The organism is Sphingobium agrisoli (genome assembly GCF_041877245.1).
In the GTDB taxonomy this organism is placed as follows: Bacteria; Pseudomonadota; Alphaproteobacteria; order Sphingomonadales; family Sphingomonadaceae; genus Sphingobium.
The window spans coordinates 122,827-144,078 of record NZ_JBHDJI010000007.1 but is presented as its reverse complement, the minus strand read 5'-3'; the positions used below and the strand labels follow the sequence as shown (position 1 = coordinate 144,078).

19 protein-coding genes are annotated in these 21,252 nt (G+C 64.8%); 2 read left to right on the top strand and 17 right to left on the bottom strand.

The window, feature by feature from the left end:
- Window positions 1-9: 9 nt before the first annotated feature.
- The 12 genes from ACETPF_RS12935 to ACETPF_RS12880 form a co-directional block, all read right to left on the bottom strand.
- Window positions 10-801 (bottom strand): SDR family NAD(P)-dependent oxidoreductase, encoded by a 792-nt coding sequence (locus ACETPF_RS12935; RefSeq protein WP_373934913.1) that lies wholly within the window; start codon window positions 799-801, stop codon window positions 10-12.
- 11 nt (window positions 802-812) lie between these two features.
- Window positions 813-1,970, bottom strand: a complete 1,158-nt coding sequence (locus tag ACETPF_RS12930; protein ID WP_373934912.1) for an acyl-CoA dehydrogenase family protein — start codon at window positions 1,968-1,970, stop codon at window positions 813-815.
- 54 nt (window positions 1,971-2,024) lie between these two features.
- Window positions 2,025-2,807, bottom strand: a complete 783-nt coding sequence (locus tag ACETPF_RS12925) for an enoyl-CoA hydratase/isomerase family protein (RefSeq protein ID WP_373934911.1) — start codon at window positions 2,805-2,807, stop codon at window positions 2,025-2,027.
- Entirely contained in the window at window positions 2,804-3,625 is an 822-nt protein-coding gene (locus ACETPF_RS12920; RefSeq protein WP_373934910.1) for an alpha/beta fold hydrolase, read from the bottom strand. Before ACETPF_RS12920 ends, ACETPF_RS12925 begins: the two co-directional genes overlap by 4 nt.
- Window positions 3,622-4,983 (bottom strand): MmgE/PrpD family protein, encoded by a 1,362-nt coding sequence (locus ACETPF_RS12915; RefSeq protein WP_373934909.1) that lies wholly within the window; start codon window positions 4,981-4,983, stop codon window positions 3,622-3,624. The genes ACETPF_RS12920 and ACETPF_RS12915 overlap by 4 nt, the downstream gene beginning before the upstream one ends.
- 44 nt (window positions 4,984-5,027) lie before the next feature.
- Window positions 5,028-5,504: a MaoC/PaaZ C-terminal domain-containing protein gene (locus tag ACETPF_RS12910; RefSeq protein ID WP_373934907.1), complete on the bottom strand. Its 477-nt coding sequence runs from the start codon at window positions 5,502-5,504 to the stop codon at window positions 5,028-5,030.
- Between the two features lie 2 nt (window positions 5,505-5,506).
- Window positions 5,507-7,798 (bottom strand): CaiB/BaiF CoA transferase family protein, encoded by a 2,292-nt coding sequence (locus ACETPF_RS12905; RefSeq protein ID WP_373934905.1) that lies wholly within the window; start codon window positions 7,796-7,798, stop codon window positions 5,507-5,509.
- The gene (locus ACETPF_RS12900; RefSeq protein ID WP_373934904.1) at window positions 7,798-9,009 is read right to left on the bottom strand and encodes a CaiB/BaiF CoA transferase family protein; all 1,212 of its coding nucleotides are present in this window, start codon (window positions 9,007-9,009) and stop codon (window positions 7,798-7,800) included. The genes ACETPF_RS12905 and ACETPF_RS12900 overlap by 1 nt, the downstream gene beginning before the upstream one ends.
- Window positions 9,009-11,243, bottom strand: a complete 2,235-nt coding sequence (locus tag ACETPF_RS12895) for an acetate--CoA ligase family protein (RefSeq protein ID WP_373934903.1) — start codon at window positions 11,241-11,243, stop codon at window positions 9,009-9,011. The genes ACETPF_RS12900 and ACETPF_RS12895 overlap by 1 nt, the downstream gene beginning before the upstream one ends.
- Window positions 11,244-11,490: 247 nt before the next feature.
- Window positions 11,491-12,681 carry an aromatic ring-hydroxylating oxygenase subunit alpha gene (locus tag ACETPF_RS12890; protein ID WP_373934902.1) on the bottom strand — a complete coding sequence of 397 codons (1,191 nt, stop codon included), beginning with the start codon at window positions 12,679-12,681 and terminating at the stop codon, window positions 11,491-11,493.
- A complete protein-coding gene (locus ACETPF_RS12885; protein ID WP_373934901.1) occupies window positions 12,681-14,078 on the bottom strand; it encodes a spinster family MFS transporter in 1,398 nt (465 codons plus the stop codon). Before ACETPF_RS12885 ends, ACETPF_RS12890 begins: the two co-directional genes overlap by 1 nt.
- Window positions 14,079-14,173: 95 nt before the next feature.
- A complete protein-coding gene (locus tag ACETPF_RS12880) occupies window positions 14,174-14,605 on the bottom strand; it encodes a nuclear transport factor 2 family protein (protein WP_373934900.1) in 432 nt (143 codons plus the stop codon).
- 178 nt (window positions 14,606-14,783) lie between these two features.
- On the opposite strand from ACETPF_RS12880, the gene ACETPF_RS12875 reads away from it, so the two are divergent.
- The gene (locus tag ACETPF_RS12875; RefSeq protein WP_373934899.1) at window positions 14,784-15,347 is read left to right on the top strand and encodes a DNA-3-methyladenine glycosylase I; all 564 of its coding nucleotides are present in this window, start codon (window positions 14,784-14,786) and stop codon (window positions 15,345-15,347) included.
- Window positions 15,348-15,476: 129 nt separating this feature from the next.
- Here ACETPF_RS12875 and ACETPF_RS12870 read toward each other — a convergent pair whose 3' ends face one another.
- Entirely contained in the window at window positions 15,477-16,325 is an 849-nt protein-coding gene (locus ACETPF_RS12870; RefSeq protein WP_373934898.1) for an IclR family transcriptional regulator, read from the bottom strand.
- A 202-nt stretch (window positions 16,326-16,527) separates the two neighbouring features.
- Between ACETPF_RS12870 and ACETPF_RS12865 the strand changes: the two genes are divergently transcribed.
- Complete coding sequence (locus ACETPF_RS12865; RefSeq protein WP_373934897.1) at window positions 16,528-16,974, top strand: nuclear transport factor 2 family protein; 447 nt, start codon at window positions 16,528-16,530, stop codon at window positions 16,972-16,974.
- Between the two features lie 22 nt (window positions 16,975-16,996).
- Here the strand turns inward: ACETPF_RS12865 and ACETPF_RS12860 are convergent, their stop codons facing one another.
- From ACETPF_RS12860 to ACETPF_RS12845, 4 genes are all read right to left on the bottom strand, one after another.
- On the bottom strand, window positions 16,997-17,848 hold the full coding sequence (locus ACETPF_RS12860) for an SDR family NAD(P)-dependent oxidoreductase (RefSeq protein WP_373934896.1): 852 nt from the start codon (window positions 17,846-17,848) through the stop codon (window positions 16,997-16,999).
- Between the two features lie 61 nt (window positions 17,849-17,909).
- Complete coding sequence (locus ACETPF_RS12855; RefSeq protein WP_373934895.1) at window positions 17,910-19,586, bottom strand: FAD-dependent monooxygenase; 1,677 nt, start codon at window positions 19,584-19,586, stop codon at window positions 17,910-17,912.
- Window positions 19,587-19,689: 103 nt separating this feature from the next.
- Window positions 19,690-20,448: an SDR family NAD(P)-dependent oxidoreductase gene (locus tag ACETPF_RS12850; protein ID WP_373934894.1), complete on the bottom strand. Its 759-nt coding sequence runs from the start codon at window positions 20,446-20,448 to the stop codon at window positions 19,690-19,692.
- A 44-nt stretch (window positions 20,449-20,492) separates the two neighbouring features.
- Entirely contained in the window at window positions 20,493-21,251 is a 759-nt protein-coding gene (locus ACETPF_RS12845) for an SDR family NAD(P)-dependent oxidoreductase (protein WP_373934893.1), read from the bottom strand.
- Window position 21,252 lies beyond the last annotated feature (1 nt).

The following is a 21,252-nucleotide window of genomic DNA, read 5'->3' as shown; positions in this document are numbered from 1 at the left end:
CCCAAAGGGTCAGGGCATCGCAAATCCGCCATTGACGCTAACGACCTGCCCGGTAACCCAGGAGGCCCGGTCGCTGGCAACGTAGGCGATCATCGAGGCGATATCATCGGGAACGCCGATGCGGCGGAGGGGGTACATCTTCAGCACCTTCTGCTCGCGCTTGGCGTAATTTTCAGGCCCCATCTGAGCGAGCAGGCTTTCTTCACGCGCCTGGCGGAGCGAGGTGTTGGTCGCGCCGGGAGACACGACATTGACAGTCACCGACGATGGCCCGAGTTCCTGCGCAACCGACTTGCAGAGCGCGATGACCCCAGCCTTCGCCGCGGCGTAATAGGAGAGGCGCGCCTGACCAAGTCGCGCCGAATCCGATGCGAGACAGATGATGCGGCCATATTTCCGTTCGACCATCGCGGGCGCGAATTGCCTGATGAGGTTCATCGGCCCGTAGAGGCAAATTTCGGTCATGCGCGTCCAGTCGGCGAAGTCGGATTCAAGGAAGAGCTTGTCCGAAACGATTGCCGCGCAATTGATCAGGATTTCGGGCGATCCCATTTCGGAGCGAACCGCATCGGCCATCGCCGCGACGCTCTCCGGATCGGCGATGTCGGCAGTGTATCCGCGCACCTCCAGGCCGGTTTCGTCCGCCAGTTTCTTCGCGGTGGCCGCGATCGCGGAGGCGTTGATGTCGACGAGGGCAAGCCGCGCGCCTTCGGCTGCAAGCCGCTCAGCCACGCGGAACCCGATGCCGCCCTCCACGGCACCGGTGACAAGGGCAAGGCGCGGAGTGTCGAGAAGATCCATGATGCTCTCCCTCAAGCCGCCTTGGGCGGGCGCTGCGAGAAGCGCCGCTCGAAAACTTCCTCGGCGATGCGGTTTTTCATCATTTCGATGGAGCCGCCCGCGATCATCCAGCCGCGAGTGCGGCGGAAGCAATATTCGACAAGCGATTCCTTCGAATAGCCCATGCCGCCCATGATCTGGATCGATTCGTTGGCAGCGTTGAACCCGGCCTGGTTGCAGAAGGCCTTGGCGATTGCGGTCTCCGACGCACTGGGCAGGCCGCGGTCGGCGTTGACCGAGGCCCGGTAGAGAAGGAGGCGCGCCGCATCCAGCTGCATGCGCATGTCGGCGAATTTCCATTGAAGACCCTGGAATTCGCAGAGCGGGCGGCCGAACTGCTTGCGGTCGAGCGCATATTCACGGGCGGTGCGAAAGGCATATTCGCCGAGCGCCAGTGCGCGCGAGGTATTGCCGAGCCGCTCGATATTGAAGGCCGAGATCTGCTTCTTGAAGCCGCCGGCGCCAAGCAGCACATTCTCCTTGGGAATATAGACATTGTCGAAGAAGAATGTCGTCCACTCCTCGTCCGACATGAATTCCGAACCCTGGCCAAAGCGCATGCCCTCGGCGTTGCGCTCGACAAGAACCGAACCGATGCCGTCGAGTCCGGGACCGAAGCGGACATAGACGAGGAAGAGGTGGGCGTGCATGCCGTGCGTCGTGAAAATCTTGGATCCGTTGATCCGGTAGCCGTCGCCGTCGGGGGTGGCGGTCGTCGTCAGTTCGGTCGCGGCTGAACCCGCGCCGGGCTCGGTCATGCAAACCGACATGATCGTGTCGCCGCTGAGTATCCCCGGCAGATGACGCTCGAGCAGAGCATCGCTCGCGAACTCGGCAAAGACCCGCACCGCGCCGAAATTGCCGGCCTGGATGACATCGGCCGATCGGGGGCAGGCGAGGGCGATCTGTTCGATAGCGAGCACCGCGTCAAAGAGGCTGCCGCCCTGACCGCCCTTTTCCTCGGGGATCGTGATCCCGAGCAGGCCTTGCTGGGCCAGCTTCCTGGCGGCATCATAGGGATAATCGGTCGAATGGGCACGGGCGTGCGCGCCGGGCTTGAGTTCGCGCTCGGCGAACGCCCGCACCGAATCCTGGAACATCTGCTGTTCGCTGGTCAGGTTGAAATCCATCGTTATTTTCCTTGTTGCAGCCGAGCCGCCGCGCGATGCGTCGGCCCCGTTTCTTCATTTTCCCTTGAACGATGCAGGCCGTTTTTCGAGGAACGCCGAAATGCCTTCCTGCTTGTCCTCGGTTCCGTAGATCGTCGTCACGAGGAAGGTCTCGAATTCGAGGCTCGATGCCAGATCGAGATCCATGCCGCGGTAGACCGCGCGTTTGGAGAGGGCGAGGCTGAGGGGCGCGCGGGTGGCATAGAGCGCGGCGAGTTTCTTGGCCTCGGCCAGCGCCGATCCATCGTCCACCAGGCGGTTGACGAGGCCGATGCGGTACGCATGTTCGGCGTCGATCGGCTCGGCCGCGAAAAGGATTTCGAGGGCATGGGCGCGACCGACGATCCGGGGCAGCCGCTGCGTTCCGCCCGCGCCGGCGACTGTGCCGATCCGCGCGCTGGTGATGCACCAGGTCGACGAGCGGCTCGCAATCCTGAGGTCGCAGGCAAGCGCGAGCTCGAAGCCCGCCGTGTAGCAATAGCCTTCGACCGCTGCGATCACCGGCTTGGCGCTGTGTTCGAGCGCCTCACAGAATTTGTGCCATTTCCCGAAGAATGTCATCCCGTCCTGAGCGGATTTGACCTTGATCGCTTCGGTGAGATCGGCGCCCGCCGCAAAGCCCTTCTCGCCGCCTGTCAGGATGATCGCGCTGACAGAAGCGTCGCTATCGGCCGCAGCGACAGCGTCCATGACCTCGTCGACGAGTTGCAGACTGAGCGCGTTGCGCTGCTTTGGTCTGTCGAACTGCACGACCAGCGCCGGTCCATCCTGTTCGACCTTGATTGTCTGGTAGGTCATGACCGTGAATCCTCCGTCAGGAACGACATCAGCGCCGCGTTGAACGCCTCGGGACGTTCATATTGAATCCAGTGGCCGCCTCCCTCGATGAGATCGATGCGGGCGGCGGGCTTGGCGATACGCATGCGCTTCGCGCGGTCTGACGGAGACGGTGTCGCCATCCGGTCGCCGAGCCCCCAGATGAACTGGATCGGGCAGTCCAGCGTCGCAAGGTCGGTCTCGATCCGGTCCTGCCAGCTGATACGCCGTGATGGAAACCGCGCACGACGCACATTGTCGATCTGGAGATCGATGGTCGCGTCGTCGGCCGACGCAATGTCGGCGAACATGATCTGACCAAGGTTGTGACGCGCATTGGCGCGCTCGTCGATCTCGAGGTCGTCGCGCGGGCGCATGGGCTTTACCGTGACATCGCGCGGCGCTGGCTTGCCGAAGCTTCCCGGCGCCACGAGACTGAGGGCGGTGAGGCGATCTTCGAGCAGCGGCGCCACCGCGGCGGCGACGCTGCCCCCGAACGAGAAGCCGACGAGTTGCAGCGTGCCATCGCACGTCGCGAGGATCGCGTCGGCGACCCAGGCGATATAATCGTCGTCCGACCAGCTGGAAGGAAAGTCCGGCGAGTCGCCGCAACCGGGGAGGTCGAAGGCGTGAACCCTGAACTGAGACCGCAGCGCCGAGATGTTGCGGGTCCAGTGCGTCCACGATCCCGTACCGCCGTGCAGAAGCACGACGTTCGGACCCTCGCCCAGGATCTTGCAGGCGAGCGGCGGATAGGTCTCACGCGCCGGCTCGATCATCCCCGGTTGCACGCTTGTCATTTCACGAGCAGCCTGGCGATGTCCGCCATGTCGGGCGCATCGACCACCGACCGGAGTGCCGCAATGATGGCATCGGCCCGATCGCGGCCCATGACATCGACGACCATCGAGCGGAACTTCTCATCGACTTCGTCGGATGTCAGTCGCTTCGCCGGGGAGCCCTTCGCATCGATGACGAGATCGTCATGCTTCGCCCCGGATTTGGTGGTCACCGTCACCCGCGCCGGCATGTGGCCGACGAAGAGCTCGTCTAGCTCCTTCTCGTTCGTCAGCGTTACGCGGGCCGCCATCGCGCGCATGGCGGGGTCGGCAATCGCTTCCATGGTGTAGGCAGCGGGAGTATTCTTGCCGGTGAGCACCGTGGACGCCAGCGAGAAGGCGGTGCTGAACTGCATGCCCAGAATGTCTTTCGGGTCGGTGATCGCCGCGTGGTGATGCGAACCCTTGGGATAGCCGACTTCGATCGCCTCGATATCGTCGGGCTTGATGTCATGCGCGGTCATCACGTTCCGGATGGCGTCGATCGCCGGATGAACGATCGCGCAACAGCAATAGGGTTTGAAGAGGACGTGCTGGAGCGTCCAGAAATCTCCAAGATCGCTGGTCAGCGGACCGGGCGTATATTCGTCGGGATAGATTTTGAGGAGGCCGCGCGCGCCCTCGAGAATTTCCTCGGGGCCGGTGATCCCGGCCTTGGCCAGCATCGCCGCCTGGAGGCCACCCACCGCCGCGACAGCGGTAAACATGCGCTTAACCGATCCGCCGCCCTGGTCATACTGCATCAGACCGCCCGAAAAAGTCCCGGCGACGGCAAGGGCATTGTGGAGGCCTTCGGCGCCATATCCCAGCAGCTTGCTGACCGCCGCTGCGGTGCCGAAAGGGCCGCAGGTCGTCGAATATTGCGGGCCGCCGCGTTCAAGCATCGTCGGCGAGACGGCCCAGCCGACGCGACCGCGCACTTCATAGCCGGTGATAAGCGCGGTCAGGAAGTCACGACCGGACAGATGATCGCGTTCGCTGAGCGCGAGCAGGGGGGGGATCAACTCACCGCCGATGTGGCCGTGGATGAGCGGATTGGCGTCGTCATATTCGAAGCTGTGTCCGAATACCGAGTTGATGAACGTCGCGTTGAAGACGGGGAGCTTGTCGCCATAGACGATGGTCGATGCTTCCCCCGCGCCGCCCGATGCCTTGTAGGCGTCGCGAACGCCTTTTGCCCAGGGCAGGTGCGCGCAGCCGATCTGGATGCCGATCTGATCGACAAGCAGGTCGATCGCGATGCCGCGCATTTCGTCGGGCACCTGGTCCAGCGTCAGTCCATCGGCCCAATTGGCGAGCGTCCGTGTTTCTCCAGTCATACGATCATTCCTTCATGGTCCCGGCTGGTGCCGGATATCGGGGGTCAGGCGGGGCGGCGGCGCATCAGACGGACCTTGTCCATGACGAGGACATCCTCGCCGGTCTGCTTGCGCACGGTGTGCCGGAAATTGACGATCCCGCGGTCGGCCTTCGAGGCGGATTCGCGTTTCGACAGCACCTCGAGCACGACATGCACGGTGTCGTTGCAGAAGGTGGGAGCAGGCCAGCGCATATTGTCGATGCCGAGCAGCGCCATGCCCGTATGGTGGATGAGCCCGAGCTGGATCGCGAGCCCCTCGGCGATGATGAAGGTCAGCGGTCCGGGCGAGACGCGCTGGCCGAACATGCTGTGTTCCTTTATATATTCGGTGCTCATGTGCAGCTCTTCGAACACGCCGGAGAGCCCCATGAAATTGACGATGTCGGCTTCGGTGATGGTGCGCGACATGGTCTTTGCCGTGTCTCCGACCTCCAGATCCTCGAAGAAAAGGCCGGTCGGCCCTTTAAGTTCGCGCCCCATTTTCAAACTCCCGCTAAATCGTCGGCGCGCTGCGCCAGGATGATCTTGTCGGCGGCCAGCGCCGTGATCTCTTCCACGCCCATGGCCAGCCATTCACGGAGAACGTCATCGCCGTCCGCGCCGAGCATGGGGGCCGGGCCCGCGAGCCTTGGAGGGGTGCGTGACAGCTTCGCCGGGTTGCCGAGCAGCCGGAGCCTCTCGCCCCCTGTGGCCTCGATCTCGACGATCATCGCGCGCTCGGCGACCAGTGGATCGTCGACAAGAGCGCCGAGACCGCGAACGACGGAGGCGGCGATGCCCGCAGCCTGGCACCGGCTCGCGATGGTCCCGGCGTCCTGCGAGCGGGCCCAATCGGAAACAGCAACATGGATCTGGTCGATGTCGGCGGCGCGCGCGGCGCTCATGCTAAGGCCCGGGTCCAGGAGCGCGTCGTCGCCGACAAGCGCTGCGAACGCGCGCCATTGGGCATCGTCGAGCACGGCGATCGCGACATACTGGCCGTCGGCGGCTTCGAAAATATCGTGCGGCGCCGCGTTGGCGATACGGTTGCCGAGCCGGATCGGGTGCGTGCCCTCGCAGATCAGCTGCGGCCAGGCGGCCTGAGTCATCCAGACGCCGACGTCGGCCATGGCAAGATCGATGCGCAGTCCCGAACCTGTTCGGTCGCGTTGGCGCAGACCGGCGAGGATCGCGGCATAGGCGGCTGTCGCCGTCGTCAGGTCGACGGCCGAAATGCCGAGCTTGACGGCCTTATGATCGGGATAGCCGGTCATGTGCATAAGGCCCGCGGCCGCCTGCACGACGGTGTCGAGCGCCCGCTTGCCGCCATAGGCCGAGCGGGCCCCGAAGCCGCTTACCGAGCAATAGACGAGCCCGGGATTGACCGCGTGCATGGCCTCTGCCCCGAGGCCCATCTTCTCGACGCTACCAGGCGCGAGATTCTCCACGAACACATCGGCCTCGGCGGCCAGTTTGAGGATGAGATCGCGGCCTGCGCTAGTCGTGGGGTCGATCATCACGCTGCGCTTGCCGGCGTTGTTGATATGGAAGAGATAGCTCGATCCGGCGATCTGCTGGCCCGCGCCGCGCAGGGCATCGCCCTTGACCGGCTCGATCTTCACGACATCGGCGCCGAAGTCGCGCATGAGGCGGCCTGCGAGCGGAACGCTGGTACGCGATGCGAATTCGAGGATGCGGATACCGGCGAGGGGGGGCTCGCCCGGCCTTGCGGGGCTGCGCCGCCGCGCGCCGACGCTTGCGGCTTTCGGGGAGTCCCAGCTCCCGACCTTGAGCGGGTTGCCAGCCGCAGGCGGCGCGGGCCCGCCCTGGTCGATCACCATCTCTCGCAGATCGCGGAAATGCGGGTCGTCGAGCACCATTTCGATCGTGCTGATCTCTCCGGCGGGAATGGCGCGCGCGTTCATCTGCTCGACGATATCCTTCATCGTCCGCTCGCTCGTCCATGCCGCCATGATGGCGTCGACTTCCTCGACGTTTCGAACGCGGTCCGCCTCGGTCGCATAGCGTGGGTCGTCGATGAGCTCGGGCCGGTCGATCACCGCCATGACTTTCGCCCACCAGCCGGTTCCCCCGGTCCCGGTGCAGATGACCACGGCGCCGTCGCTCGCGGGATAGAGGTTCCAGGGCGCCGCGATGGTGTGCCGGTTGCCGATCCGCTTCGGCTCCTTGCCACTCAGGAAATAGCTCGGAAGGAAATTGCCGAGGATCGCCGTTACGCAGTCGACGAGGGACAGATCGATCGACTGGCCGCGCCCCGAACCTTCGCGCTCCCTGAGCGCGGTCATCACCGCGCCGAATGCGAACAGCGCGCTCGTATGCAGCGCATAGGGCAGCCCGCTCGCGACCGGCGGCCGCTCGGGATAGCCGTTGCACGCCATCAGGGCGCTCGCGGCCTCGGTCACCAGCTCGTTGCCCATCCAGTCCGAGCGCTCATTGCCGGCGCCGTAGAGACTGATCGCGCAGAGGATCTTTCCCGGCCACCGGGCCTCGAACGCGGCGGCGTCGAGCAGCACGGCGGGAAGCGATTTGATCGAGCGATCGATGATCACGATATCGGCGGATTCGATCGCTGCATCGAGCGAAGGGTCAGCCGGCTGCGTTTTGCCGCGATGCAGAAGCGAATGCAGATAGAGCTCGCTCTCGCGGTCGGCCGCCGGCGCATGGTCGAAAAGCTCGACCGTCGCACCGAGGCCCGCAAAGAGCTGACCGGTGAACGCCGCCGCGCCGAGACCTTGACTCGCCTCGACAATCCGGAGGCCCGCGCACGCCTCCATCAGATCACCCCTTCGCTGCGCAGCGCCGCGATCTCTTCGGGCGAATAGCCCGCCGATTGGAGCACCGTATCGCTATGCTCGCCCTTCCATGGGGCAAAGCCGCGAACACCGCCCGGTGTATCGGACAGCTTGATCGCTGTGCCGACCTGTCTGACCGGGCCCAGTTCCGGGTGGTCGACCTCGCTCACCATGCCGCGGTGGCGCAGCTGCGGGTCGTCGAAAATCTCGGCTATCGTATAAACCTTGCCCACGCAGACATTGGCAGCGCTGAGCAGATCGAACCAGTCATCGCGCGGGCGGGAGCGGAAAATCTGCTCGAGTTCGGTGCCGACCGCGCGCTGGCGTGCGCTCGGCTTGCCCGTGAAATCCTCGGGACGCGGGCCGCCATCGGCAAGATCATCGCGCCCGAGCGCGGTGCAGAGATTGGCCCATAGCCAGGGCTCGACGCAGCCGATGCTGAGCCAGCCGCCTCCGGCAGTCTCATAGAGACGGTAGTAGGCGAAGCTGCCGCCGAGCGCCCCGGTGCCGCGCTCGGCAACCCGTCCCTTGCTGACGAAGTCGCGTACCGGGCGGGTCGATGAGAGCAGCGAAAGGGCGCAGTCGAGATAGGCGATGTCGACATGCTGGCCGCGGCCGGTGCGCTCGCGCGCGTAGAGCGCCATGCTGATCCCGGAGACCGCGTGCATTGCGGCCCCGCCAAAGTCGGCAATGAGATTGGGCGGCACGATCGGCGGACCGCCCTCGGCGCCGACGAGATCCTGAATCCCGGCAAAGCCGATGAAATTATTGTCGTGACCGGGAAGGTCGCGATAGGGACCGTCCTGTCCGTAGCCGCTCAGCGAACAATATACGAGCCGTGGATTGAGGGCGGCAAGAATGTCATAGTCCGCTCCAAGGCGCGCGGTGACGCCGGGGCGGAAGCCTTCGACCAGCACGTCGGCGCTCTCGGCGAGGCGCGCCAGCGCCGCGCGACCCTTTTCCTGCTTCAGGTCGAGGACGATGCTCCGCTTGCCCCGGTTGCCGATATTGGCAACCTGCTGGGCCGGATCGCCCTTCTTCGCCGAACCGCCCGAGCCCGATTCCTTGGCGCGCGAGGGCGTTTCCACCTTGATGACGTCGGCACCCATGTCGGCGAGCATCATCGTCACAAATGCGCCCGGCCCCTTCTGGATGAGTTCGAGCACGGTGACACCGGAGAGGGGGCCGCTCATCAATGCGCCTCCCCGGTCATCGGTTCGTCACGCCCGACCACCAGCGCATCGGCGATCGCGATGCCCTCGCCCCGTGGATAGACGAAAACCGGGTTGAGATCGATTTCGCGAACCGCGTCGCCCGATCCTTCGACCAGCAACGACAATTGCTCCATCGCGTGGGTGAGGGCGTCGACGTCGAGCGGCGCGCGGCCCCGCGCGCCGTCGAGCACCGGCCAGGCCTGGAGGCGGCGAAGCATCGCGAGCGCGGTATCGCGGCGCACCGGCAGCGGCTCGATCGTCACATCCTTGAGCACCTCGATATAGACGCCGCCCAGCCCCGCCATCATCATCGGTCCGAAGTCGGGATCGCGCACGATGCCGAGCGCGAACTCGGTGCCCGGCTTGAGCATCTTCTGGACGAGAATTCCGTCGAGGACCGCGTCGGGCCGCTTCGCGGTGACCGAGGCGATCATCTGCTCGAAGCTGGCGCGGACCGCCGCCTCGCCCTCGAGCCCCAAGGCGACGCCGCCGACCTCGGTCTTGTGCTGTATCGCGTCGGACTGGATCTTGAGCGCCACGGGCGCGGCAATGGCTTTCGCTGCCTCCACCGCCTCGTCCGCCGAGCGTGCCAGCACATCATCGCCGCCGGGCAGGCCTTGGCGGGCGAGCAGGGCCTTGGCTTTATATTCGGAGAGTCCGCCGGCGAGTGCAGCGACGTCGGCGGGTGCGAGCGCCGGGGCAGGAAGCGGATCGGCAGCCGCCAATGCGCCGCGCGCCTCCGCGTAGCGCACCATCGCGCCAAGCGTCCGGGCAACGCGCCGCGTGCTCGCGAACACGCTGAGCCCGATTTCCTGTGCAAGTTCCAGGCTCTTCGGCGAGGCCGGGGCGTGCGAGTAGAGGAAAACGGGCTTGCGAAGGCGCGCGGCCAGCGCGGAGAGCCCCGCCTTCTCGCGCGCCAGCACATTGCCGTCGGACATATTGGCGATCAGGATGACCGCATCGATCGCTTCGCCGTCGTGAAGCGCCGCGAGCGAGGCAACGAGCGGGCTCTCCCCGGCGTCGCCCAGCGGGTTGACGGTCACCTGGGCGGTGAGATCGACCGGATTGTGAGTCGCTCCGTAGCTTGGGACATATTTGGCAAGCTCGCCCTGCGTCGCATCGTCGAGGATCGGAACAGCCAGTCCCGCGGCTTCGCACGCGTCGGCCATCCAGACCCCCGCGCCGCCCGAAGTCGTCATGATCGCGACCCGATTGCCATGCGGCAGCGGGAAGAGCGAAAAGGCAGCGGCGAGGTCCGCCATCTCATTCTCGTCGTCGCTCGAAATCAGCCCGTAGCGCGCGAAGGCGGCGTCATAGGCATCGCTCGAACCGGTGAGGCGCCCAGCATGCGAATTGATCGCGCGGCTGCCCGCCTCGGTGCGGCCGAACTTGCTGACGATGATCGGCTTGCCCGCGGCGCGCGCGCGCGCTGCGATGGCCGGCAGCCGATGGGTGTCCTTCAGGGCTTCGACAAGCAGCAGGATCGCCTTGGTGCCTGCGTCGTCCACGATATGATCGACGAAATCGAGCGTGCCAAGATCGGCCTCATTGCCCGTGCTGATCACGAAATTGACGCCGAGCCCGTGTTCGGCCCGGCAACGATCGCTCATCGCATAGCCGAGGCCCCCGCTTTGGGCGACCACGGTTACGGTGCCCGGACCCTCGCGCCCGCTGGCGATGGGCGCGCGGCTGCCGTCGACATTGCGGGCGAATGTCGCGGGGATCGCGTCACGCACATTGAAGAAGCCAGCCGTGTTGGGGCCGCAGACACGCAGGCCGCTGCCGGCCGCGATCTCGCCGAGCCGGCGCTGCGCCGCTTCGCCTTCCTCTCCGGCTTCGGCAAAGCCCGAGCTGAAGCAGATCGCGAAGCGCGCGCCGATGCGGGCGCATTCCTCGACGATTGAGAGAGTGACGTCGGCGCGGGTTGCGATCAGGACGAGGTCGATCGGCTCTGCGATATCCGAGAGGCTCGGGTAGGTCTTCCGGCCGCGGATCTCGGCCTGGCTCGGGCTGACGAGGTAAAGCGTCCCGCCATAATCCCGCTGAATGAGGTAATCGAGCAGCCGCCCCCGGATGGTCCCGGCGTCGGCGCTGGCGCCCACGATCGCGATCGAGCGCGGTTTGAGCATGTCGGCGAGCGCTGCGCGGGCCGCTTCGGTTCTGCCCGCCGCCCCGTTCGCCGTCTCTTCGACTGTCAGCGCCAATCCGGCCATGTCCGCTCCCGTTACGATTCTGGATTGGCTTCCACCTAGCCGCGACATTTGTCTCATGTCAATATATCGAAATAGAATTTCGTTCTGCAAAACTTATTTGTCGCCGCTGCCTTTTGAGCTCCGGCTTGCCAGGCGGACCTTAAGTTACTCAATCCAAATGATTTATATTGCAGGGGTGCGAAGCGGCGCCTGCGCTCGACCCGATCTGGTTCAGCGCGAAATCTTGGCGACCGATTGGAGTGGCAAGTCAGTCGAGCGGTCGGCCGATGGCGGCGGCGACATGGCGATGGAAGTGCTGTAGCGACACTTCATTCTTCCCGAACCGGAGGCGCTGCCCCGCCGGGCCGCTTTCGAGCCCGCGCTGCGCCGTCTCGGCCATCGGATAATCCTCGCCGCCGACCACTTCGACCTGGAAATCATGCGCGTCGATCCATGGCTGTATCGCGTCGTCGCTTGACGTCCCGCTCCGATAGGATTCGAGCCAGGTCAGCGACTCGCCGGGATGCTCGCCGGGGAAGATGCGGTAGATGATGTGGTTGCGTCCGCCGCCGAGCGGCGTCGATTGGATCAGCGTATTGGGGAAAAGAAGGTAGATGACCCTGAGTTCGGCGTCCGGCCATTGCGCCTCGGCTTCGGAGGCGTATTCCAGCATCGCCTTGTTGGCAAAGCTCATGCGGTGATGCGGGCCGGCCCCGTCGTACGTCACCGTGTCGGAGACGACGAAGCGGCCGACCGTGGCGGGATGGAGTATGCGGACATGGTAGCCCTCGCCGAACGTATCGAGCACATATTTCCAGTTGGCCCGCGCGGCGAGCCGCGACCGCTTCACCGGCTGCGCGCCGGCAAGGCCCAGCCCGGCGATCTCTGGTGCGAAGCCATCCAGATGGCGCGCGACGTCGATCGGCGCGCCGCCCCCGGGGCGCACGAAAATGAGGCCTTCCCATTCGGCGACGGGCAACGGGACGAGGGCAAGCTCGCCCCCGTCGATAGTGTCGAAGGCGGCGGCGCGCGGCTGGCCGACGAGCTGCCCCTCAAGGTCGAAAGTCCAGCCATGAAAGGGACAGGTCAGCCGTGTGCCCCTGGTACATTCGACGACCAGCTTTGCGGCGCGGTGAGGACAGATATTGAGATAGGCGCGGACCTGTCCCTTGCGGTCACGCACGATCAGGATGGGCGGCCCGGCGTCCTCGAACAAGATGCGGTCCCCCGGTTCGGGCAGGTCGGCCGACAGCGCAGCGAGGAGCGGCATTGCGCCAAAAAGGGCTTTCTTCTCGGCCGCCAGCCAGCCGGCATCTGTATAAGCGGCGGCATCGATGGCGAGCGCCGCGTCCCCGCTGTCGGTGGTCCCCTGGCCTACATGTGCGACCAACCGGCGCTGGAGATCGCGCGCGAGCCCTTGCGGATCGAATGACGGCGCGGGATCCACATGGCCACCCATTATCGGGCGAGTTCGCGCCCGATGACGGCGGCGAGGCGGAAATAATGCGCAGCGCCCCAGAAATAGAGAAGCGAGGCGACGATGAAGGCATCGCGCAGCCCTTTCGCTGCCGCTTCGCCGCATTGCGTGGTCGTGGCAGCGAGCCGAGCCGACGCCCCCTGGCAGGTCGCAAGATAATCGCCCGCGAAATTCCACGCCGCGAGTTGGTCGCTGATCCCGCCGATCAGGATCGGTCCCAGGCCTGAAGCCAGGAGCGTCACCACCATCAGCAGGATCGCATTGGTCGTCGCGCGCATTCGCGGCTCGACCAGATTGTTGGTGACGGCGTAGCTGGCGCCGATGTTGAAAACGTACATCGTCGCCGGAAACACCATGATGGCGGTCATCGCCCAAAGGCTCTCGCGCGTCAGCGCGGCGATCAGCAGAAAGGGGAGGCACAGAAAGGTGAGCGCCGGGAAATAGCCATAGGCGCGGACGTCGCGCTTGCCGAAAAAGTCGGCGAGGCGCCCGCCGTAGAACATTCCGATGGCCCCCGTGATACCGGCGAAGAGGCCATAGGCGAGCCCCGCATCGAGCTGAGCCATGCCGTGAACGCGCACGAGATAGACGATGAAGAAAATCTGGATTCCTGTGCCGGGTATTCCCGCGGCGGCGTAGCCCATCGCCGTGTGCCGGAAGCTTGGGCTGCGCCACAGGGTGCGCACGACGTCGGGGAACGAGGGCGCCGCTGCATCGACATAGCCGCCCGGCTCGCATCCGCCGCGCACGGGTTCGCGCACGGTGAGGAAGAACAGCAGCGCGAGCAGGAGACCGGGGATCGCCGCGATCACGAAAGCGCCCCGCCAACCGACCAGATCCGCTGCCAAGGCTCCGCCCATTCCGCCGATCATGATCCCGATCGGCACCCCGACCGCGTAGGTCGACAGCGCGGTCGCCCTTTTTTCGGGCGGGTAGAGATCGCAGATGATCGATTGGGCGCAAGGGGTGCAGGCGCCTTCGCCGATGCCGACGCCGAGGCGCGCCGCGAAAAGGTGCCAGAATTTCGTGGCGGCGCCCGACAACGCCGTCATCAGCGACCAGAGCGCCAAGGCACCCGTCATCATCGCAACCCGCGACCGCCGTTCGGCTATACGCGCGATGGGAAGCGACGCCGTTGCGTAAAAAAGTGCAAAGGCAAGCCCGCTGAGCAGCCCCAACTGCGTATCGCTCAGTTGCAGGTCCGCCTGGATGCTAGGGGCCACGACATAGAGGATGTTGCGGTCGATGAAGCTCACGGCATAGATGGCAACGAGCATCGCGAGCGTATAGCCCGGCTTGCGTAACTTTCTGACATCGGGAGCCGGCGGAGTGACCGCGGCGGGGCCGGGGGCCAAAACAGCAGGTTCTGGGCTGATCATCGGCAAATCCTGTCTTGCGGCGCCGGGTAAGCCGCCGGCGGTTGGCCGGCCTGCCGCGGGCGAAGGCGCGCCGCAGCCAGGCCGGTTCCGATCGATCAGGCGCTGGCCCGTTCTGCGGGTTCGGGGGTCCGCGTCGAATAGGGGGTCGATGCTTCTACGATCGGCGTAATCTTGCTCAGGTTGCGCCCGTTCGGCGGCAGCAGCAGGAGCTGGGTGATTTTTTCGTCGCGCACGATGAAATAGAAGGCGAGACTGGGTGTCGGCAGGTCCGACTTGTCATAATCGCCGTCGATCGCTGCGGTCGCGATCACGTCGCCATAGTGGGTGACGATATGGTAGGGATCCATAGTGACATGATCGCCCGTTATCTCAAGATCGGCCCAATGGCGGATGGCGTCCTTGCCCCAGAATTGGCGATGACGGTCATTGACGAGCGCATCGTCGGCGAACGGCTTCATGAATCCATCGAGATCGAAGCGGTTCATCGCGTCGATCATGTCCTGTACGCACTGTGGAATTTGCGTCATTTCAGCATCTCCTCATCTCGCGCTCGACCATGCGGCGCGTGTCTTTTCTCGCGGCGACGATAACGAGGTTGTAGGGGTCGCACAATCGCTTTGCGAACTTTATTTTCGACTAGCGATACATTTTAAGGTGCTTCAGAACATTATGCGCGTCGATCGGGCAACGCGGGAAGGCAGGAGAATGGCAATGAAACGGTGCGAATGGGCGGAAAGCGACCCTCTGATGCAGGCCTATCACGACAGCGAATGGGGCGTGCCGCAGCGTGACGGGCGGATGCTCTGGGAAATGCTCATGCTCGAAGGCTTTCAGGCGGGTCTCGCCTGGATCATCGTTTTGCGAAAGCGCGAGGCCTTCCGGGCTGCCTTTGCCGAATTCGATCCGGGCAAGGTCGCGCTATTCGGAACCGCCGATGTCGAGCGGCTGATGGGGGACGGGGGCATCATACGCGCGCGGGCGAAGATCGAAGCGACGATCAAGGGCGCGCAGATCTTTCTCGACATGGCTGCCAAGGGAGAGGATTTCGCCGACTATTGCTGGTCGTTCGTCGGCGGTGAGCCGATCGTCGGCAACGGCCGGGAATGGATTGCCTCCTCCGATCTTTCGGCCCGTATTTCGAAGGATATGAAACGACGCGGCTTCAAGTTCGTCGGCCCGACCATCGTCTATGCGTGGATGCAGGCGGTCGGACTGGTCAACGACCATGCCCATGATTGTTTCCGGCGGCAGCAGCTGCTTCCCGCCTAGGCGTGCGAGGGGAGGGGGCCGACCCGCGGCAGCGCCTTATGACGCCGCTTTCCCTCGCGTCGCCCATGAGGGTCTGTGCGCCCGCCGCTCCGGGCTCACAGACCGCCCTGTTCCGGCTGCAACGATGAGTTAGGCCGCTTTGGCGACCTCGGCATCGGCGAACATCTTGCCGATTTCCCCGGCCGCTTTCACCAGGCGCGGTCCCACCTCTTCGATCATGCGGTCTCTTGCCATCAGGGTGGCGGGCGCGCCACAATTCAGCACGAGTATGTCGGCAAACGGCGTCCCGGGGATGGGGGCGGCGATGCCGTTGACGTCCTCGAACCATTTGCCGATCGAGGTACAGAAACCGTTGCTTGCATATTCTTCCCGCGCCGAGGCAACGACCTCCTCGACCATCGCTGTCTCACCCGCATGCCGATGGAGGAAGCGTGCCACGAGCGGCTCGCGGTCCTCCGAGGCGATGCCGGCAAGATAGGCGCGGCCCATCGCCGTCTGAAGCATGGGAGCTTTCGAGCCGGTTTCGAAACGCAGCCCGATGCCCGAAGGCGCCTTTGCCACCGCGAGATAAAGCATGGCGAGCCGATCGCGCGTTCCGATACCTACATTCGCATTGCTGAATTCGGCAAGCGCCGACATCGTCGGTCGGGCCTCCTCCAGTGCATCGAAACTTGCCTTGGCGACGTGACCGAGGGTCAGCATCGCGCCTCCCAGTTCGTAGCAGCCGAAGCCTTCGTGATAGCTTAGATATCCAAGCTCGGTCAGCGTGTGGGTAATCCGCGAGATCGTCGGCCGCGGCAGATTGCATCGCTTGGCGAGTTCCTGATTGCTGAGCGGGGGATCGCCAACGCGGAACGCCCCCAGAACGTCGAGGCCGCGGGCAAGCGCCGTGATGAACTGGCGGCCGGCAAAGCTGTCGTCATCGAGCGCGTTGTCGCTCGCGCGTTCCGTGGTGTCCGATATTGCCCGTCTGGCCAATTGGCGTCTCCTGCCGACCGGCGAGTGTCCGCACCCGCCCATGATTGCCTAGCTTATGGCATTGCAAGAGCGGCAAAGAAAGGGGGCGATCGAAGCAAGCGCCGAGGATCATATTTCGCTTTGCGAACGCCAATTTCATATTTATGGATTTTGCAGGATGCAGGGCGGCGTCAACCGTCCGGACGAGTGGAAGGATAGCCTCATGCAGGACCGTGATTTCGAAGCATTGGAACCCTTCTTTCAAGCTATCCTGCGGATGACCGCAGATGTCGTCGATGGCGATGACTTTTTCGCCTGCCTGGCCGATGACTGCGTCTGGGAATATGGCTTCGTGTTTGCCGGAACCATCGGCCGCGTCGAGGGACGCGATGCGATCCGCGAACATTTCCGGGGCTATCACCATATCCTCTGGCTCGACGCGGTCCATCACGACATCGTGCATCCGACGCCCGACGGGTTGGTGCTTGAATATCGCTCGCGCGGCCGGGGCACCCAGACGGGGAAGCCCTATAATAACCAATATGTGTCGATTCTGACCGTTCGCGACCGCAAGATCGTCAACTGGCGCGATTACAGCAACAAGTTGGCCGTTCTGGAAACGGTCGGCGAGATATCTGCGGTCGCGACCGCCATGGGCAGCGCGGTTTGATGCCACGCTGCCCATTGCGGGTTTACTTGACGGGGACGGGCTGCGACACGTCCGCGAAAGATTCCAGCTCTTCCGCAAAGGTTGGCCAATGAGCCAGAAAGCCGCCATCTAGCACGATGTCGATGCCGGTCAGGTAAGACCCTTCATCCGCGATCAGAAACGCTGCGAGATTGCCGACATCTTCGGGCTTACCGGGGCGGTTCACCAGCGCGTGCCGCATCAGACGGTCGACCTGCCCTTGCGTGATCGCCTTGGCGATCGAGGGGGTCATGATCAGGCCGGGCGAAATGGAGACCGCGCGGACGCCTTCCTTGCCATATTGTGCCGCGATGCTGCGCGAGAGGCCGATGAGGCCGGCCTTCGACGATCCATACACCGCCCGGACGATCTCGCCGCGGACCCCCGCTATGGACGCGGTGTTGATGATCGCGCCACCGCCGGCCGCGATGATGTGCGGGATGGCGTGCTTCGCCGCGAGCGCGGCACCGACCATGTTCACGTCGAGGCATTGACGATATATGTCGGCGTCAAGCTCGGTCAGCCGCACGTCGCGGCCTACCACTTCGCGGGCGAGGAGCGCGACATTATTGTGCAGAGCGTCGAGCTTGCCGAATTTCGCGATCGCGCCGTCGACCATCGCGGCGATCATATCCTCGCTGGCCATATCGACCCCGATCGCCTCCGCGTGCAGCCTCTTGGCGCGCAATGCCGCCGCTGCGGTCTCGGCGCCGTCGACATTGATATCGGCAAGCAGCACCGACGCGCCGTTCGCCGCCAGCACCGTGGCGCTGCCAAGGCCGATGCCTGACGCGGCCCCGGTGACGATCACGGCCTTGCCGCGAAGGCTGGAAAGAAAGGGTGGTGGCAACTCCATGGCATCCTCCTCGATTATCTTGCATTCCCGCGCCGGGCGGCTCGCAGTTCCATCGACGCGCTCAGGCGGCGACGCAAGCCTCCCGGGCGGGGGGCGCTACGCTTTGGCGGACGGCGCCCGGGACATGAACGCCGCGGACGATGTCCACCAGATAGGCAGGATCGCGGGGCAAGCTGTCGCTGCGCCACGCGACCTGGCCGTCGGGCCGCACGAGAACCAGCGCGCGCTCATATGCCGCCAGCACGGCGTCCTCGCGAAGGTCGATCAGGCTGAGCGGCATGCCGGCCGACGCGGCGGCCGCGAGCAGCGGGGCGGGGTCTTCGGCGTCGTCCCGCAGGCGCAGGAGAACGAACCCCTTGCCGAACAGGTCGAGCGTCGAACGGCCGTCCGCGAGCCATACGTGCGGGGCGCGGTGTCCCGGACGCGCGGTCTGGATATATTCTGACGGATTGTCCGGCGTGGGGAGTGACCCGTCGGGCACGATGATCGGCGAATTCTCATATCGATAGCCAAGCTCGACACCCAGCGTGTACCATTCTTCCTGCAAGGAGGATTGGAGGCGCTCGCCCAACCGGCGCCGACATGCGTCGCCTTCGGGACCGTCCAGCAGCACGTCCGCACAGCCCGAACGATCGACCCAGTTGCCGTAATTGCGTGCCGCACTGGCCGAATTGCGAACGCCGACCGGCCGTCGTTCGATATCGTAGGCGGTAAGCAGGCCGTCGCTGCCCCAGCCGGACTGGATCGCATCGAGCATCCAGGCGAGATCGACCGCATCGGCGACCCCCGTGTTCATGCCATGGCCGCCGGTTGGCGAGGTGGTGTGCGCGGAATCGCCGGCGAGCAGGACGCGACCCTTGCGATAGGACGCTGCGACGCATTGGCTGCGCCGCCAGGGCATGATGCGCAGAATGTCGAACTTCACGTCGGCGCCGAATGCGCGGCGAATTTCGGGTTCGATATCGAAATGGGCGGGATCGATCTTTTCCTGGCTGCCGACCATCGAGAAACGCCAGATTTGGTCGCCATCGACCCACACCATGCTACCCCACGCGCCTTCCGGTCCAAAGAGGATGTACCGTTCGCCATCGGGAATGGGGTTGATGGCGGCAAGGTCGTGAACGCGGATCATGGCGCTGACGGAAAAGTCGAGCATGCGTCCTTCGAAGGGAATCCCGAGCTGCCGCCGCGCAAGACTGCCGGCGCCGTCGCAGGCGACCAGATAGTCGCAGCGGATTGTTGTGATCGCACCGCTATCGACCGCTTTCAGGCGCACATCGACCCCGTCATCGTCCTCGGTGAAGTCGATGAATTCGTGGCCGTACCGCATATCGGTGAGGCCGAGCCGCACAACCTCTTCAGCGAGGATCGGGTCGAACTCATATTGGGGACAGCGCTGGCGCTTGACGGGGGTCTGTTCGGGCTGCGGCCGTTCCAGCGTCGACTGGATGATGCTGCGGCCGAGCAGATGCCCGGTGAGCGAGGTACAGTAAACGCTGTCGCCCGGCAGATCCTGCGGGAAGCCCCGTTCGACGACCTTGTCGAATATCCCCCAGCGCCGGCAAGTCTCGATCGTTCGTTCGTGGAGGCCATTGGCCTTTGCGAGCATGACCGGTGCGGTTTTCGGATCGCGCTCGACGAGCATGCTCGGCTGCCCGCGCCAGGCGAGGTCGAGGGCAAGCCCCAGTCCGACGGGGCCGCCGCCGATGATCAATATTCCCGTTTTCTGATCGGCCATTCCTCAAATCCTATCATTCTGCGTCTGCGTCACGCTTGCGATGAGGGCCATAATAGACAATATCTGTAGTTTCGCAATGCAAAATATAATTTTGCATTTACGGTTATCCACGCAATCCGCCGGCCACGGTCACCGTTTCCCCGGTGATCCAGCCCGCGCCGCGCGAGGCGAGCAGCAGCACCGCAGACGCGACTTCGGACGGATCTCCGGGGCGATGCGCGAGCGGCGTTGCGGCGAGAAGACGGGCCTCCTGTTCGGAGCCCCTGATGCCGAACGCACGGGCACCCTCGGTATCGACATATCCTGGCATTATGCCGTTGACGCGGATCCTGGCCTCGGCGAGCTCGAGCGCGAGAACTCGGGTGATGGCGTTGACCGCCGCCTTCGACGCGGCATAGACGGCGCGGCCCGGCGCATTGCCCGTCGCCGAGAGCGAACTGATGTTGATGACGCTTCCGCCTTCGGGGTCGAAATGCGCGACGGCTGCCTTTGTCGTCAACAGGAGTCCCAGCACATTGACATCGAAGATCTCGCGAAAATGTTCTTCGGTCGTGTCGGCGAGGCGGCGGTAGGCGAATGCCCCGGCGTTGTTCACCAGCACGTGGATCGGTCCCAGTTCGCGCGCGGCGGTGGCGACCATGGCATCGATGCTGGCGCCCGCGCCCAGATCGGCCTGCACGATGATCGCCTTGCCGCCGGCTCGGCCGATGTCTGCCGCGACGCGGGTCGCGCCCTTGGCATCCTCCTTATAGCCGACCGCGACATGGGCGCCGGCCTCGCCAAACAGGCGCGCGGTTGCCGCGCCGATCCCCTTGGAGCCTCCGGTCACCAGGATGGTCTTGCCCTCGAATTCGTCGGTCATGTCATTCTCCAGCTGGGGCTGCCGGTTCGGAGCGCTGCGGCGCGTTACCAGGGAAGGTCGCCGCCAGGGCCGAAGAACCGTCCGGTCGGTCCGTCGGCGGGAAGAAGGGCGTAGCGGGCGACCAGTTCGGCGCCTTCGGCGGGCGGGGCAAAGCCCGGGCGACCGCGTAGGGCATCGGCGCCTTCACCGTTGAGATCGGTGGCGATGATGCCAGGCGTCACCGCATTGACCTTCACGCCCGTATCGCGAAGTTCGTGGGCGATCAGGACGGTCGCCATATTCAGGGCCGCTTTCGAACTCGAATAGCCAAGTTTGCCCACGGCACTACCAGGCCATTGCGGATCGGTCTGATGGCCGAACGATCCAAGACGGCTGGAAACATTGACGATCCGGGGCTGAGGCGAGCGGAGCAGCAGTGGCAGAAATGTCCGGATGACCCGCAGCGTCCCCAGGAAGTTGGTGGCCATGGTCCGCTCCAGCGCGTCGAGCGGCGTGCGACCGGGCCGACCGGCCGGATCACCGGCGGCATGCCCTTCGTCCATGATCGCGGCATTGTTGACCAGGATGTCGAGTCCAGTGGCGTCGGCAATGCGCTGCGCCGCCGCCTCGACAGAGGCCCCATCGGTGATGTCGAGCGCGACCGCCTCCGCGCGGCCGCCGGCCGCCCGAAGTTCGGCCGCCGCGGCGCTTCCTGCGTCAACGCAGCGACTGCCGAGCCAGACGTGGCAACCGCGCGCGCTGAGCAGCCGCGCGGTGGCAAGGCCGAGCCCCTTGTTCGCTCCCGATATCAGGGCCGCCGGCATG